At 73.7% G+C, this 13257-nt stretch carries 13 protein-coding genes and 1 pseudogene; 6 read left to right on the forward strand and 8 right to left on the reverse strand.

Going from position 1 to position 13257, the window contains the following annotated elements:
- Positions 1–4: 4 nt before the first annotated feature.
- Positions 5–664, reverse strand: a complete 660-nt coding sequence (locus ABD944_RS28290) for a hemerythrin domain-containing protein (protein WP_345181841.1) — start codon at positions 662–664, stop codon at positions 5–7.
- 81 nt (positions 665–745) lie between these two features.
- Positions 746–1564, reverse strand: a complete 819-nt coding sequence (locus tag ABD944_RS28295; RefSeq protein WP_345181843.1) for a TetR/AcrR family transcriptional regulator C-terminal domain-containing protein — start codon at positions 1562–1564, stop codon at positions 746–748.
- An 81-nt stretch (positions 1565–1645) separates the two neighbouring features.
- Here ABD944_RS28295 and ABD944_RS28300 point away from each other — a divergent pair, with 81 nt between their 5' ends.
- Entirely contained in the window at positions 1646–3955 is a 2310-nt protein-coding gene (locus ABD944_RS28300; protein WP_345181845.1) for an ATP-binding cassette domain-containing protein, read from the forward strand.
- Positions 3956–4015: 60 nt separating this feature from the next.
- On the opposite strand, the gene ABD944_RS28305 is transcribed toward ABD944_RS28300, so the two are convergent.
- Positions 4016–4441, reverse strand: coding sequence for a VOC family protein (locus ABD944_RS28305; protein WP_345181847.1), 426 nt, complete (start codon positions 4439–4441; stop codon positions 4016–4018).
- 105 nt (positions 4442–4546) lie between these two features.
- Here ABD944_RS28305 and ABD944_RS28310 point away from each other — a divergent pair, with 105 nt between their 5' ends.
- On the forward strand, positions 4547–5533 hold the full coding sequence (locus tag ABD944_RS28310; RefSeq protein ID WP_345181849.1) for a helix-turn-helix transcriptional regulator: 987 nt from the start codon (positions 4547–4549) through the stop codon (positions 5531–5533).
- Between the two features lie 27 nt (positions 5534–5560).
- On the opposite strand, the gene ABD944_RS28315 is transcribed toward ABD944_RS28310, so the two are convergent.
- Positions 5561–6079, reverse strand: coding sequence for a MarR family winged helix-turn-helix transcriptional regulator (locus ABD944_RS28315; protein ID WP_345181851.1), 519 nt, complete (start codon positions 6077–6079; stop codon positions 5561–5563).
- Between the two features lie 402 nt (positions 6080–6481).
- Here ABD944_RS28315 and rox point away from each other — a divergent pair, with 402 nt between their 5' ends.
- On the forward strand, positions 6482–7909 hold the full coding sequence (gene rox / locus ABD944_RS28320; protein ID WP_345181853.1) for a rifampin monooxygenase: 1428 nt from the start codon (positions 6482–6484) through the stop codon (positions 7907–7909).
- 22 nt (positions 7910–7931) lie between these two features.
- Here rox and ABD944_RS28325 read toward each other — a convergent pair whose 3' ends face one another.
- The 4 genes from ABD944_RS28325 to ABD944_RS28340 all read right to left on the reverse strand — a co-directional run bounded on the left by ABD944_RS28325 (position 7932) and on the right by ABD944_RS28340 (position 11988).
- Entirely contained in the window at positions 7932–8972 is a 1041-nt protein-coding gene (locus tag ABD944_RS28325) for a hypothetical protein (protein WP_345181855.1), read from the reverse strand.
- A 219-nt stretch (positions 8973–9191) separates the two neighbouring features.
- Positions 9192–10319 (reverse strand): sensor histidine kinase, encoded by a 1128-nt coding sequence (locus tag ABD944_RS28330; RefSeq protein WP_345181857.1) that lies wholly within the window; start codon positions 10317–10319, stop codon positions 9192–9194.
- Positions 10320–10448: 129 nt separating this feature from the next.
- A complete protein-coding gene (locus tag ABD944_RS28335) occupies positions 10449–10988 on the reverse strand; it encodes a DUF1062 domain-containing protein (RefSeq protein ID WP_345181859.1) in 540 nt (179 codons plus the stop codon).
- Positions 10989–11250: 262 nt separating this feature from the next.
- Complete coding sequence (locus ABD944_RS28340) at positions 11251–11988, reverse strand: VOC family protein (protein WP_345181861.1); 738 nt, start codon at positions 11986–11988, stop codon at positions 11251–11253.
- Between the two features lie 258 nt (positions 11989–12246).
- Between ABD944_RS28340 and ABD944_RS28345 the strand changes: the two genes are divergently transcribed.
- From ABD944_RS28345 to ABD944_RS42635, 3 genes and pseudogenes are all read left to right on the forward strand, one after another.
- Complete coding sequence (locus ABD944_RS28345; protein ID WP_345181863.1) at positions 12247–12372, forward strand: hypothetical protein; 126 nt, start codon at positions 12247–12249, stop codon at positions 12370–12372.
- 12 nt (positions 12373–12384) lie between these two features.
- Positions 12385–12819 (forward strand): annotated as a pseudogene (locus tag ABD944_RS42630) (alpha/beta hydrolase); the annotation flags it as partial.
- 46 nt (positions 12820–12865) lie between these two features.
- A complete protein-coding gene (locus tag ABD944_RS42635; RefSeq protein WP_486303771.1) occupies positions 12866–13168 on the forward strand; it encodes an alpha/beta hydrolase fold domain-containing protein in 303 nt (100 codons plus the stop codon).
- Positions 13169–13257: the final 89 nt, after the last annotated feature.

Below are 13257 nucleotides of genomic sequence, written 5' to 3' on the forward strand. Positions count from 1 at the left end.
CGGGTCAGATGCTCCAGAGCCGGCGCTTGCGGTAGCGGGGCTCCCACATCACCCGGTTCAGCTCCCGCAGGGGCTTGGGCAACGCCGTGAGGAACCGGCTCCGCTCGACCGGGCCGATCCCGTCCACCACCCACGGGACGAACAGCGGCGTCCCCGCCGCGCAGCGGTCCCGCGCCTCCCCGGCCAGCGCCCGCCACTCCGCGCCGGACAGCACCGACTCCGCCAGCGGCAGCGCGCTCATCTCCTCGTGCCGCAGATGCCGCTCCAGCGCCTCGCGCAGCTCGCGCACCGCCGCCGGCAGATCACCGCCCTCCCCCGCCGCGCCGTTCATCGCCGCGTCGACGCGGGCGACCAGCGGGGCCAGGCGGGCGTGGTCGGCGCGCATCTCCTCCAGCACCGCCCGCTCGGCCCGGCGCCCCGCCACCGCGCGCTCCACCCGCGGCCACAGCCACCCGTCCTCCAGCTCCTGGTGCAGCCGGATCTGCTCCTTGAGGTTCTCCCAGCCCGCGCGCACGTGCCCCGCCCGGCCCTTGCCCGCCGCCGCGGCCGCCGCGAGCCGGTCCAGATCCCGGCGGAACGCCTGGTGGGCGGCGTACAGGAGGGTGCGGCACGTCATGTCCCGCGGCCGCGTCGCGAAAGTCTCCGAACCTGCGAAGGTCTCCATACCCATAGGAGGGCTCCGGCGGCCCCGATGTGACGTCCGGCGCGCCCGAGAGACCCACGTCACACGCCCCGCGCCACCCGGTCAGCCGCCGTCCCCTCCGCCGTCCCCTCCGCCGTCCGATCCGGCTGCCATGGCGGCGGCGATGCCGTCCAGGACGAGCGCCAGGCCGCCCTCGAACGCCTCCCGCGCCGCCTGCTCCAGGTAGGGGACGTCCTCGGCGTCGCCGAGGGAGTCCTCGGAGTTCAGCCAGGCCACCAGCGGGAAGCACTCGGCGAACCCCGGCGCCAGCGCCTCCAGGGCCCCCGCCCGGCCGTGCCACCACTGCTCCTCCGACAGTCCCGTCGCCCGCACCGCCTGCCGCGACTCGGCGAGGGTCTGCGCCGCGCCGCGCACCACGCTCGACAGCGCCGACACCGCACGCCGCACCCGCCGCGCCGACAGCCCGGTGGCGGCCAGCACGCCCAGCAGCGCCTCCAGCGCCCGGTACTCGTTCGGGCCGAGCACGGGCCGCGCCTGCGACACCTGCAGCATCCACGGATGCCGCAGGTAGAACTCCCAGGAGTCCCGCGCCCACCGGGTCAGCGCCGCCCGCCAGCCGTCCGCGGCGTCGTAGCCGCCGGGCAGCTCCGCCAGCGCGCGGTCGTACATCAGGTCCACCAGCTCGGCCTTGCCCGGCACGTAGGTGTACAGGGCCATCGCCGTGCGGCCGAGCCGCTCCCCGACCGCGCGCATCGACAGCGCCGCCATGCCCTCGGCGTCCGCGACGGCGATCGCCGCGTCCACGATGATCTCCACGCTCAGCCCCGGCCGCGGCCCCGGCCCCGTGCGGGGCGCCTGCGCGCCGCGCCACAGCAGGTCCATCGAGCGGCGTGGATCGCCCTGCCCGGCGAAGACGACCAACCTGCATCTCCTTATGCCATAAACTATCGAAATCGAGGATCTCTTTACGCCCTAAGATATCAAGCGAGTGAGGAAGCCCCCATGCCGCTCCAGCCGACGACCGCGCAGCCCGAGCCGCCCGCCGGCGGGCTCCGCGCCGCCGACGCCCACGACGTGATCGAGGTCCGCGGCGCGCGGGAGAACAACCTCGCCGACGTCAGCCTGGACGTCCCCAAGCGCCGCCTGACCGTGTTCACCGGGGTGTCGGGATCGGGCAAGTCGTCCCTGGTGTTCGGCACCATCGCGGCCGAGTCGCGGCGCCTGATCAACGAGACCTACACCGCGTTCGTGCAGGGCTTCATGCCGAGCGTCGGCCGCCCCGACGTCGACGCGCTGCGCAACCTCAGCGCCGCGATCGTGGTCGACCAGGAGCGGATGGGCGCCAACTCCCGCTCCACCGTGGGGACCGCCACCGACGCCCACACCATGCTGCGCATCATCTTCAGCCGGCTCGGGCGGCCGCACGCCGGCACCTCCTCGGCGTTCAGCTTCAACAACGCCGAGGGCATGTGCCCCGACTGCGAGGGGCTCGGCCGCGCCTCCCGCATCGACCTGGACCAGCTGGTCGACCGGGACCTGTCCCTCAACGAGGGCGCCGTCACCGTCCCGAACTTCGCCGTCGGATCCTGGTACTGGAAGGTGATCGCCGACTCGGGGCTGTTCGACCCCGACGCCAAGCTGCGCGACTACACCCCCGCCCAGTGGGACGACCTGCTCCACAAGCCCGCCACCAAGATCAAGAGCAGTGGCATCAACACCACCTACGAGGGCCTGCTGGTCAAGGTCAAGCGCCTCTACCTGGACAAGGACACCGAGTCGCTGCAGCCCCACATCCGCGCGTTCGTCGAGCGCGCCGTCGCCTTCAGCGCGTGCGGGGCCTGCGGCGGCGCCCGCCTCAACCAGGCCGCCCTCGCCAGCCGCATCGGCGGGCTCAACATCGCCGACTGCGCCGCCATGCAGATCAGCGACCTGGCCGCCGTCGTCCGCGAGATCACCGAGCCGTCCGTCGCGCCGGTGCTCGCCGCCCTCCAGGAGACCCTGGACTCCCTGGTCGAGATCGGCCTGGGCTACCTCAGCCTCGACCGCGAGTCCCCCACCCTGTCGGGCGGCGAGGCCCAGCGCGTCAAGATGGTCCGCCACCTCGGCTCCAGCCTCAGCGACATCACCTACGTCTTCGACGAGCCCACCGCCGGCCTGCACCCCCACGACATCGCCCGCATGAACGACCTGCTGCTGCGCCTGCGCGACAAGGGCAACACCGTCCTGGTCGTCGAGCACAAGCCCGAGACCATCGCGATCGCCGACCACGTCGTCGACCTCGGCCCCGGCGCCGGCACCGAGGGCGGACGGATCTGCTACACCGGCGACCTGCCCGGGCTCCGCGCCTCCGGCACCCTCACCGGACGCCACCTCGACCACCGCGCCCGGCTGCGCGACAAGGTCCGCGAGCCGTCGGGGCACCTCGCCATCAAGGGCGCGAACCTGCACAACCTCAAGGACGTCGACACCGAGATCCCCCTCGGCGTCCTCACCGTCGTCACCGGCGTCGCCGGATCGGGCAAGAGCTCCCTCATCCACGGGTCCCTGCCCGGACGCGACGGCGTCGTCGTGGTCGACCAGTCCCCCATCCGCGGATCCCGCCGCAGCAACCCCGCCACCTACACCGGCCTGCTGGACCACGTCCGCACCGCCTTCGCCAAGGCCAACGGCGTCAAACCCGCCCTGTTCAGCGCCAACTCCGAAGGCGCCTGCCCGGCCTGCAAGGGAATCGGGCTGGTCTACACCGACCTGGCGATGATGGCCGGCGTCGCCTCGGTGTGCGAGCAGTGCCAGGGCCGCCGCTACACCGCCGAGGTCCTCACCTACACCCTGCGCGGTAAGGACATCAGCCAGGTCCTGGCCATGCGCGTCGCCGAGGCCCGCGAGTTCTTCACCACCGGCCAGGCCCGCGCCGTCCTGGACCGCCTCGCCGACGTCGGCCTGGGCTACCTCGGGCTGGGCCAGCCCCTCACCACCCTGTCCGGCGGGGAGCGCCAGCGCCTCAAACTCGCCATCCACATGGCCGAGAAGGCCGCCACCTACGTCCTGGACGAGCCCACCACCGGCCTGCACCTGGCCGACGTCGACCAGCTCCTGGCGCTGCTGGACCGGCTCGTCGACGGCGGCAACACCGTCATCGTCATCGAGCACCACCAGGCCGTCATGGCCCACGCCGACTGGATCATCGACCTCGGCCCCGGCGCCGGCAGCGACGGCGGCCGCGTCGTGTTCACCGGAACGCCCGCCGAGCTGGTCGCCGGCGCCGGCACCCTCACCGCCCGCCACCTGCGCGAGTACGTCCAGGACGCCTGACCCGGCCCCGGCCCGCCGGGCGGGCCCCGGCGGGCCGCCCGGCGGGCGCGGGCGGCGCCGTCAGCGGGGCGTGGCCTTGGCCAGCACCTCCAGGTAGTGCGGGTTGGACATCACGCCCAGCACGTTGCCGAACGGGTCGACCACCGACGCGGTCACGAACCCCGTGCCCTCGCCCCGCTCGGTGATCTTCTCGTGCAGCGCCGCGCCCATCGCCAGCAGCCGCTCCACCGCCGCCTCCAGATCGTCCACGTGCCAGAACATGACCGCCCCGCCCGGACCCGCCGGCGGCCCCCCGGGACGGAACCGGGCGTCGACCAACCCCAGCTCGTGCTCGTAGTCGCCCACCCGGAACTCGTAGTAGGCGGCACGGCCGTCCGGGCCCGCGACGTGGTAGTACGGCTGCGTCCCCAGCAGCTCGGCGTACCAGTCCTTGGCCGCCTCCACGTCGTCCGCCCAGAAGTTGATGGTGGCGAATCCCCGCAGCATGTCGTGCCTCCGATCCATCGGAACCGGACGTTCCGACCCGATGCAGGCAACGCTAGACGGCCAATAGGTCACCCAAGGTCCTATTGGCGCGGCAGGATGGACGGCATGCGTGATCCGTCCGGACGGCTGCTCCAGCTGCTGTCCCTCCTGCAGACGCCCCGCGAATGGTCGGGCACCGAACTGGCCGCGCGGCTCGGCGTCACCGCCCGCACCATCCGCCGCGACATCGACCGCCTGCGCGACCTCGGCTACCCCGTCCACGCCACCCACGGCAACACCGGCGGCTACCGGCTCACCGCCGGCGCCGCGATGCCGCCGCTGCTGCTGGACGACGACGAGGCCACCGCGATCGCGATCGGCCTGCGCACCGCCGCCGCCGGGGCCGTCACCGGCATCGAGGACGCCTCCCTGCGCGCCCTGGCCAAACTCGACCAGGTCCTTCCCCACCGGCTCCGGCACCGCGTCGCCGCCCTCACCGAGGCCGCCGTGCCCCTCCCCCCGCAGGACGGCGCGCCGCCCCCGGCCGACCCTGCCGTCCTGGCGCTGCTCGCCGCCGCCTGCCTCGCCCGCGAGAAGATCCGCTTCACCTACACCGCCGCCGACGGGCGCGGCACCCGCCGGCTGGCCCAGCCCCACCGCCTCGTCACCGCCGGCCGCCGCTGGTACGTGGTGGCCCACGACGAGGACCGCGCCGCCTGGCGCACCTTCCGCGCCGACCGCGTCACCGACCCGCACCGCACCGGCATGCGCGGCCCCGAACTCCACCTGCCCGGCGGCGCCGACGCCGCCTCCTGGGCCATGGACACCCTGGCCGGCGGCTCGGGCACGATCCGGGCGCGGCTGCTTCTGCACGCCCCCATCGAGGAGGCCGCCGAGCACGTCACCGCCTGGCAGGGCGTCCTGGAACCCGCCGACGACCGCACCTGCCTCCTGCACACCCGGTCGGACTCGATGCGCTTCCTGGCCTACCGCGTCACCCTGCTGCCCATCGACTACACGCTGCTGGACCCGCCCGAACTCGCCGGCCACCTGGCCGCCATCGCCGACCGCGCCACCCGCGCCATCCGCGACCTGACCGCCGCCGAGCCGTGAACCGCCCGCGTGCGCGCGGCCGGGACCTCAGCGCTCGCCGGGCGCAGAGCCGAGGGTCGTGTCGCCGAGCGACTCCAGCAGCGTCCGCAGGGCGGCCGCCAGGCGCCCCCGCTCGTCCGGCGACAGCGCCGCCAGCAGGCGCTCCTCGTTGGCGACGTGCAGGCCGACCAGCTCGTCCACGATCTCCAGGCCGCGCGGCGACAGCCGGATCCGCACCGACCTGCGGTCACCGGTGTCGCGCACCCGCTCCACCAGGCCCTTGGCCTCCATCCGGTCGATCCGGTTGGTGATCGCCCCCGAGGTGACCATCGCCGACCGCAGCAGCGCACCCGCGGTCAGCTCGTAGGGGGCGCCGTGCCGCCGCAGCGTCGCCAGGACGTCGAACTCCCAGCTCTCCAGCCCCCGCGCGGCGAAGAACTCCTTCAGCTCCCGCCCGAGCAGCGACTGCGCCCGCGAGATCCGCCCGACGACGCCCATCGCCGACACGTCCAGGTCGGGACGCTCGCGGCCCCACTGCGCCAGGATCGCGTCCACCGCGTCCGCCATGTCCCGCCCTCCCGCGACAATCTCAACGTTGAGATTATCAATCGGGACAGGCGCCGGCGTTGAGGTCGACCATGCAGCAGGTGGCACCGGGCGGAGCGTGGGCGCGGAACCGGACTGGAGACGCGGCGCACCGCACGCGCGGTGAGAGGTGTGCGGCGGCGGTGCTCAACATGCACGGGCCGGGGTAACTGAGAGGGAGAAGGCGTCGACGCGCCCCCTCCATTTTCAACTTATAGCGGACCGGGGGGCTTGCGGCAAGGCCCCCGTCGTGCCGCAGAATCGTCGGCCGAGGCCAGTACCTGCGTGAACGGGGACGCGACCAGTGCGGCGCATCCGCGGGGAACCGGCGCGCGCGACCCGCGCCGGGGGACGGCCGAGAACCACTCTCGTGAATGGGGTTTCATGATCGACGTGATCGTGGTCGGCGGCGGGCCGACCGGCATGATGCTGGCCGGCGAGCTGCGGCTGCACGGGGTGCGCGTCCTCGTCCTGGAGAAGGACGAGGAGCCGGCCCCGTTCGTGCGCTCGCTCGGGCTGCACGCGCGCAGCATCGAGGTGATGGACCAGCGCGGCCTGCTGGAGCGCTTCCTCGCGCACGGCAAGACGTACCCGGTCGGCGGTTTCTTCGCCGCCATCCGCAAGCCCGCGCCCGAAGGGCTGGACACCGCCCACCCCTACGTCCTCGGCATCCCGCAACCCGTCACCGACCGGCTGCTGGCCGAGCGCGCCGCCGAGCTCGGCGCCGAGATCCGGCGCGGCAGCGAGGTCGTCGGGGTGAGCCAGGACGAGGACGGGGCGACCGCCGAACTGGCCGACGGCACGCGGCTGCGAGCACGTTACCTCGTCGGCTGCGACGGCGGCCGCAGCACCGTCCGCAGGCTGCTCGGCGTCGCCTTCCCCGGCGAGCCCACCCGGGTCGACACGCTCCTGGGCGAGATGCAGGCCACCGCGCCGCCCGAGGAGATGGCCGCCGTGACGGCCGAAGTTCGCGAGACCGAGAAGCGGTTCGGCATCGGACCGCTCGGGGACGGCGTCACCCGCGTCATCGTGCCCGCCGAGGGAGTGGCCGAGGACCGCTCGGCCCCGCCGACGCTCGAGGAGTTCAAGCGCCGCCTCCGGGCGGTCGCCGGCACCGACTTCGGCGTCCACTCCCCCCGCTGGCTGTCGCGCTTCGGCGACGCCACCCGGCTCGTCGAGCGCTACCGGGTCGGGCGGGTGCTGCTGGCCGGCGACGCGGCGCACATCCACCCGCCCGTCGGCGGCCAGGGACTCAACCTCGGCATCCAGGACGCCTTCAACCTCGGCTGGAAACTGGCCGCCGAGGTCGGCGGCCGGGCGCCGGAGGGACTGCTGGACACCTACCACGCCGAACGGCACCCCGTGGCGGCCGACGTCCTGGACAACACCCGCGTGCAGATGGAGCTGCTGTCCACCGAGCCGGGCCCCGTGGCCGTGCGGCGGCTGCTGTCGGAGCTGATGGACTTCGACGAGGTGAACCGGCACCTGACCGAGAAGATCATCGCGACCGGGATCCGCTACGACCTCGGCGGCGAGCACCCGCTCGTCGGCCGCAGGCTCCGGGACGTCGTCCTGAAGCGGGGCCGCCTCTACGAGCTGATGCACGACGGCCGCGGACTGCTGCTCGACCAGACCGGCCGCCTGTCGGTCGCGGGCTGGGAGGACCGCGTCGACCACGTCGCCGACACCAGCGAGGAACTGGACGTCCCCGCGGCCCTGCTGCGGCCCGACGGCCACGTGGCATGGGTCGGCGACGACCAGGACGGCCTGCGCGGCCCCATGGCCGAATGGTTCGGCGCCCCCACCGCCTGAACGGGCGCACGCCCGCACCTGCTCACCGACCGGCCCGCGGCCAAGCGCTTTCGGACGCTGCGGGACCGGCGGCGAGGCGAAGGTCGAGACGGTGAAGCAGCAGGACCATCGCCGCTCCGATGACGGCGAGGCCGGCCGTGTCGAGCGGATCGCGGGTGTGGGAGACGAGGCCGAAGACGGTGTGGGCGACGAGCGCTCCGGTCGCGGCGGCCAGCCGGTGACGGGCCGTCCACCCGTCCGCCCCGCTCCACCGGCGCAGCGCCCAGCCGGCCGCCGCGGCGGTCGCCGCCGCGGCGGCCATCGGCAGCGGCGCCCACGCGCGGGGCAGGAACGCCGGATGGTGCGCCCCGGCGAAAGGGAACAGCAGCGCCAAGAAGGCGAACGCCGCCACGGCGCACACCGCCCCGAGCCGGAACAGGCCGGGGACCGGCACCGCGGCGCGAGCCGGGGCGCGGACCCCGCGCCCCGGCCGCACGGCGAGCGCCGCCGTCACCGCCGCGGCCGCCAGCCCGAGGACCACCAGGGCGGCGCGGCCCGACAGCAGGTAGCCGGGGTCCTCCGCCGGAGGCACCGACACCCGCAGCAGCGCCGCCCCCAGCAGCGCCGCGGCGGCGGTGCCGGCCAGCCCCGCGCGGCGCAGGTAGGGCGTCCGGCCGAGGTCGCGGAACGCCAGCTCGACGAGCGTGACCGGCAGCAGGACGCTGAACACCGCGTGATAAGGAAGGTTCAGCTCGGCGTAGGGGGCGTTGACCCCCCACGGCCTGGGCCCCCACCCGGCGGCGCCGTACAGGTGGGGGCTGGTGAGGCTCTGCAGCGCCAGCCCCTCCTCGACCAGGCCGTAGGCGAGGCCCATCAGCAGCAGGGCGCCCGCCCCGCCGCCCGTCCGGCGGACCGCCTCGCGGATCAGCAGCACCCCGGCCCCGTAGATCGGCACATAGAGGACGACGAGCCACAGCATCTTCACGGGGACCGAGCCGAGCGTGAGCTCGGCGACGGCGGGCGCGACGAGCACCAGCGCCGCAGCGGCGCGCCGCTGCCGCCGCCGGTTCGAAGGAGGGACCATCCCTCGACGGTAGGGACGGGCCCCGCCTCCGCGCCTCCGGCGGCGGACTGGTCTGCGCGCTCCGTCTTCAGACGGAGAGAAGGGCCCGAACCACTCCGCGGTCGTAGGCGAACCCCCGAGTTGGCGCAGAGTCGACGACACGCGCGTCCTCCCCGTCGCCTCGGTGACCGTCAGACGACGCGCGATCTCGGGCTCCGAGGCAGTGTGAGCACCGGGCCGTCAGGCGGTCTCCTCCAGCGGCAGGTGGGCGCGGACCCGGAACCCGCCCGCGGGATCCGGCGCGGCCTCCAGCGTCCCGCCCAGCAGCGCCGCGCGCTCGCGCATCCCGGCGACCCCCTGCCCGGCGCCCGTCCACGCCGGCCGGCCGCCGCCCGTCCCGTCGTCGCGGACCTCCACGGTCAGCCGGCCGTCCCGCGCGCGGACCGTGACGACCGCGGTGGACGCGCGGGCGTGCCGCAGGGCGTTGGTCAGCGACTCCTGCACGATGCGGTACGCCGACAGGGCCACGCCCGGCGGGACGTCGGCATCCTCCAGCCCTTCCCGCACGACGCGGACGGGGAGCCCTGCGGCCTCCACCGTCCCGGCGAGCCGCTCCAGATCCGCGAGCGTCGGCTGCGGCACCAGGGCGTCGCCGTCGGGAACCGCCGCGGTCTCCCCGTCCAGCAGCCGCACCGTGCGCACGAAGCGGCGGAGCTCGACCAGCGCCTCCCGCCCCGACGCCTCAAGGCTCCGCACCGCCTCCCGCGCCTTCTCGGGGCTGGTGTCGAACACGTCGTCCGCGGCGGCGGCCTGCACCACCATCACCGACACCGTGTGCGCCAGGACGTCGTGCAGTTCACGCGCGATGCGAGCCCGCTCCTCCAGCACCGCCCGGCGCGCCTCGGCCTGCCGCCGCGCCGCCCACGCCCGTCCGAGCGCGCCCCAGCTCCACGCCAGGACCGCCGCGACCGGCCACAGGATCGCCGCGACGCCGCGGCCGCCGGCGCCGGCCGCCGCGCCGAGGACGGCCGCCGTTCCCACCGCCGCCCACAGCGACGTCCGCGCCGGCCGCAGCCAGGCGAACGTGCTCAGCACCACCAGCGCGATCCCCGTCCCGGCCGCCGGAACCAGCCACTGCAGGGCCGCCCCGGAGACCACCGCGACCGCGGTGACCACGGCGGGCCGCGAACCCAGCCACCACAGCGCCGCGGCCTGGACGACGACGAGCGCCGTCACCAGCGGGCGCCCGGCCTCCGCCGGCACGCCGCGGGGCGCCAGGAGCAGCACCGGTGACAGCGCCGCGAGCGCGCCCGCCACCAGCGGCGCCTTCCACCGCGTCGGCAACGACGCCTCGAACCGGTCTCGCACGCCTGCAGACGCTACCAGCGCGGATTCGGCCACCGACCGAACTCCGCAGCGCGCAGGACGACTCGCGCAGGGCCGCCGGCATCGGGGGCAAGGACCGGGCGGGCCGGGTGGCCGCCCGGTCCTTCCTCGCTAGTCCCTGGCCATCACCGTGAAGGTGAATCCGGTGGTTCTCGGACGGCGCAGCGGAACGTCGCACTTGATCCGGCGCAGCACATCGTTCCTGCTGAGGCCGAGCCCCTGCGCGATGAGCCGGTCCGGCCGCACCGGCACCGGATCCTCGAAGACGACCTCCACCCGGACCGGCCACGCCCCGTCCTGCCATGACGACGGGACGTCCAGCCGCCAGGCTCCCGTCCAGTCCAGGGTGAAGCGGTTGCGCCGGGCCAGCAGCGGATCCAGCAGCCTGGACGCCACCAGCTCCGGATCGTTGACGCGGTACCCGTGGAGCTGGACCGGATCGATGGACCTGACCGGCACCCGCTCGTGCACGGGGACCTTGCGCGTCCGATCGCAGGACACGCAGCGAACCAGCAGCCACACGTCCAGCAGCTTGCCGTTGGCGTTGACGCGGAACCTGCCCTCCCCGGTGGTGGCCGACTCCGAGAGGCAGTCCACGCACCGCAGCGAGAGCAGAGGCAGCCTGGTGCGGTGGACGACCCAGGGCAGCACGATATGAGGTTGTGAAGACATGAGCCCTCTAGACCTGACACGAGGCCGATTACGCGCGGCCTCGAACGCTGAACGACCGGGCGCGCAACGGCAGCCCGGCGGAGCCGACGAGAGCGTCGGCTACAGGTGAGCGAGAAAAGGTGTCAGGTCTGAAGAGCAGGCGGGGTCACGCGGTTCTGTCCTTTGTCTTCACTGCGACAGGGCCGCACGCAACCTACGGCACCCCGAAGGAGGGCTCAAGCGGTTTTCCTCGCGGCCCGCGTCAGCCCCGGCCGAGGACGCAGAACTCGTTGCCCTCCGGGTCCGCGAGGACCGTCCACGGCACGTCGCCCTGGCCGAGGTCCAGATCCGTGGCGCCGAGACCCCGCAGGCGGGCGACCTCCGCGTCCTTGGCCTCCGCGGAGTCGGGCAGCAGATCGATATGCACGCGGCTCCACCACGTCCTCACACTGGGCGCGCGGAGGAACTCCAGATACGGGCCGACTCCCTCGGCGGAGCGCAGCATCACACGATCATCGGTCTCCTCGTGCACGGTCCAGCCGATCGCCTCGCCCCAGAACCGCAGCATGGCCCGCGGATCCGCGCAGTCGACCACCACCGCGGCGATCGGCCCGGTGTCCCGGTAGACGTCCCGAGGCTCCAGGACGCAGAACACGTTGCCCTCCGGATCGGCCATGACCGTCCACGGGACGTCGCCCTGGCCCACGTCCGCGGGCGTCGCACCGAGATCGGTCAGGCGCGCGACCAGCTCCGCCTGATGGGCCTCGGAGGTGGTGGCGAGATCGAGGTGCACACGGTTCTTCACCGTTTCGGGGTCCGGAACGCTGACGAGGTCGACGCAGACGGCGGTGGGGTCGGGCCAGTCGAAGCCCACGGGCTCAAGGTTGGTCACGCCGGGTCCCTCGCTGGAAGTGCCCCAGCCGAGCACCTCCGCCCAGAACCGGCCAAGCGCCGAGTCATCCCGAGCCTTGAAGTTCACCTGAACAAGTTGCAGCGCCATGACGCCCCACCCTAAGCCCAGACGGCGAGGTCTTCTGAACCCGCCAGCAGGCCAAACGCCCTCCCGACCGGCGACCGTCGGCGACGGCTCGGGCCAGGCTCGCGGCGTCGGAGATCGCCTGCCGGGTCTGCTGCTTCTTCGGCTCACGAAGTCCAGCGGTCATGCGATCCAGTGTTCCATGGGTCGCAGACAAAAATATTCTTGACACATATTTATGTTCAGCCTAAGTTCGCTCACGTCTCGACGAGAGGAGCGCGCATGAACCTGCGCATCACCCCACCGCCGGCGTCCAGGAAGACCCCGTTCGCGTATGGCAAGCACATCCGTCCCAACCCCAGGCCCCTGCTCCGCAAGCCGCCGCCGCGCGGCAGGAAAGGCCGCTGAGGAGAAGCACCCATGCACATCCGCGCCACCACCGAAGAGATCGCCGCCGTCAGGGCCCGTTTCGACCTGCTGACGGCCGGCGTTCCCGACCTGCCCGCCGACTCCGACCAGGCGCCCGCGCTCCCCGGCGCGGGCGGCCTGCCCGGCCAGTGGGTGAACGTCTCCGGGCGGTCCGGCACCGACGCGGGAGTAGTGCTGTACGTCCACGGCGGCGGCTTCGCGCACACCGAACCGCGAGCGGAACGGCTCCTGGCCTACCACCTGTCCAAGGCCACCGGCCGCCCCGTCTTCGCGATCGACTACCGATTGGCCCCCGCCCACCCCTACCCGGCGGCGCTGCACGACGTGCTGGCCGCGCACGACGACCTGCTCACCCGCGGAGCGGCGGAGGTCGTCCTGTTCGGCGAGTCGGCGGGCGGCACCCTGGTGCTGTCGGCCCTGCGGCGCTCAAGGCCGCGGGAAGCCGCTGCCCAGGGCCGTCGCGGTGTCGCCGGTGACCGACCTGACCCTGTCCTGCCTCTCCCCGAGGGCCAACGACGGGCAGGACCTGATCAACCGTGCCGTCCTGGAACGGGTCTGCGCCCAGTACCTGGCGGGCGCACGGCCCGATCAGGCGCCGCAGTCACCCCTGCACGGCGACCTCGCCGGACTGCCGGACCTGCTGCTGGTAGCAGGCTCTCGAGAGGTGCTGGCCGACGACGTGCGCCGCTTCGCCGCGGCGGCCGAGAACGCCGGTACTCACGCCGCCCTCGACGTCTACGAAGGCATGCCCCACGTCTTCACCTGGCGATGCTGACCGGCCCGCCCCTCACGACCACGACCACTTTCCTCCGCCGCCTGGCGGACTTCACCAACGGAAGATCTGCATGCGAGTCACTCGAAGAG

Source organism: Actinomadura verrucosospora, assembly GCF_039540335.1.
Taxonomy (GTDB): domain Bacteria; phylum Actinomycetota; class Actinomycetes; order Streptosporangiales; family Streptosporangiaceae; genus Spirillospora; species Spirillospora verrucosospora.

Bases quoted from the DNA above. Each gene is read 5' to 3' on its own strand.
- ABD944_RS28325 (WP_345181855.1), bottom strand. From the start codon at position 8,972: ATGGTCCCTCCTTCGAACCGGCGGCGGCAGCGGCGCGCCGCTGCGGCG.
- ABD944_RS28345 (WP_345181863.1), top strand. From the start codon at position 12,247: ATGAACCTGCGCATCACCCCACCGCCGGCGTCCAGGAAGACCCCGTTC.
- rox (WP_345181853.1), top strand. From the start codon at position 6,482: ATGATCGACGTGATCGTGGTCGGCGGCGGGCCGACCGGCATGATGCTG.
- ABD944_RS28300 (WP_345181845.1), top strand. From the start codon at position 1,646: ATGCCGCTCCAGCCGACGACCGCGCAGCCCGAGCCGCCCGCCGGCGGG.
- ABD944_RS28305 (WP_345181847.1), bottom strand. From the start codon at position 4,441: ATGCTGCGGGGATTCGCCACCATCAACTTCTGGGCGGACGACGTGGAG.
- ABD944_RS28340 (WP_345181861.1), bottom strand. From the start codon at position 11,988: ATGGCGCTGCAACTTGTTCAGGTGAACTTCAAGGCTCGGGATGACTCG.
- ABD944_RS28290 (WP_345181841.1), bottom strand. From the start codon at position 664: ATGGAGACCTTCGCAGGTTCGGAGACTTTCGCGACGCGGCCGCGGGAC.
- ABD944_RS28315 (WP_345181851.1), bottom strand. From the start codon at position 6,079: ATGGCGGACGCGGTGGACGCGATCCTGGCGCAGTGGGGCCGCGAGCGT.
- ABD944_RS28310 (WP_345181849.1), top strand. From the start codon at position 4,547: ATGCGTGATCCGTCCGGACGGCTGCTCCAGCTGCTGTCCCTCCTGCAG.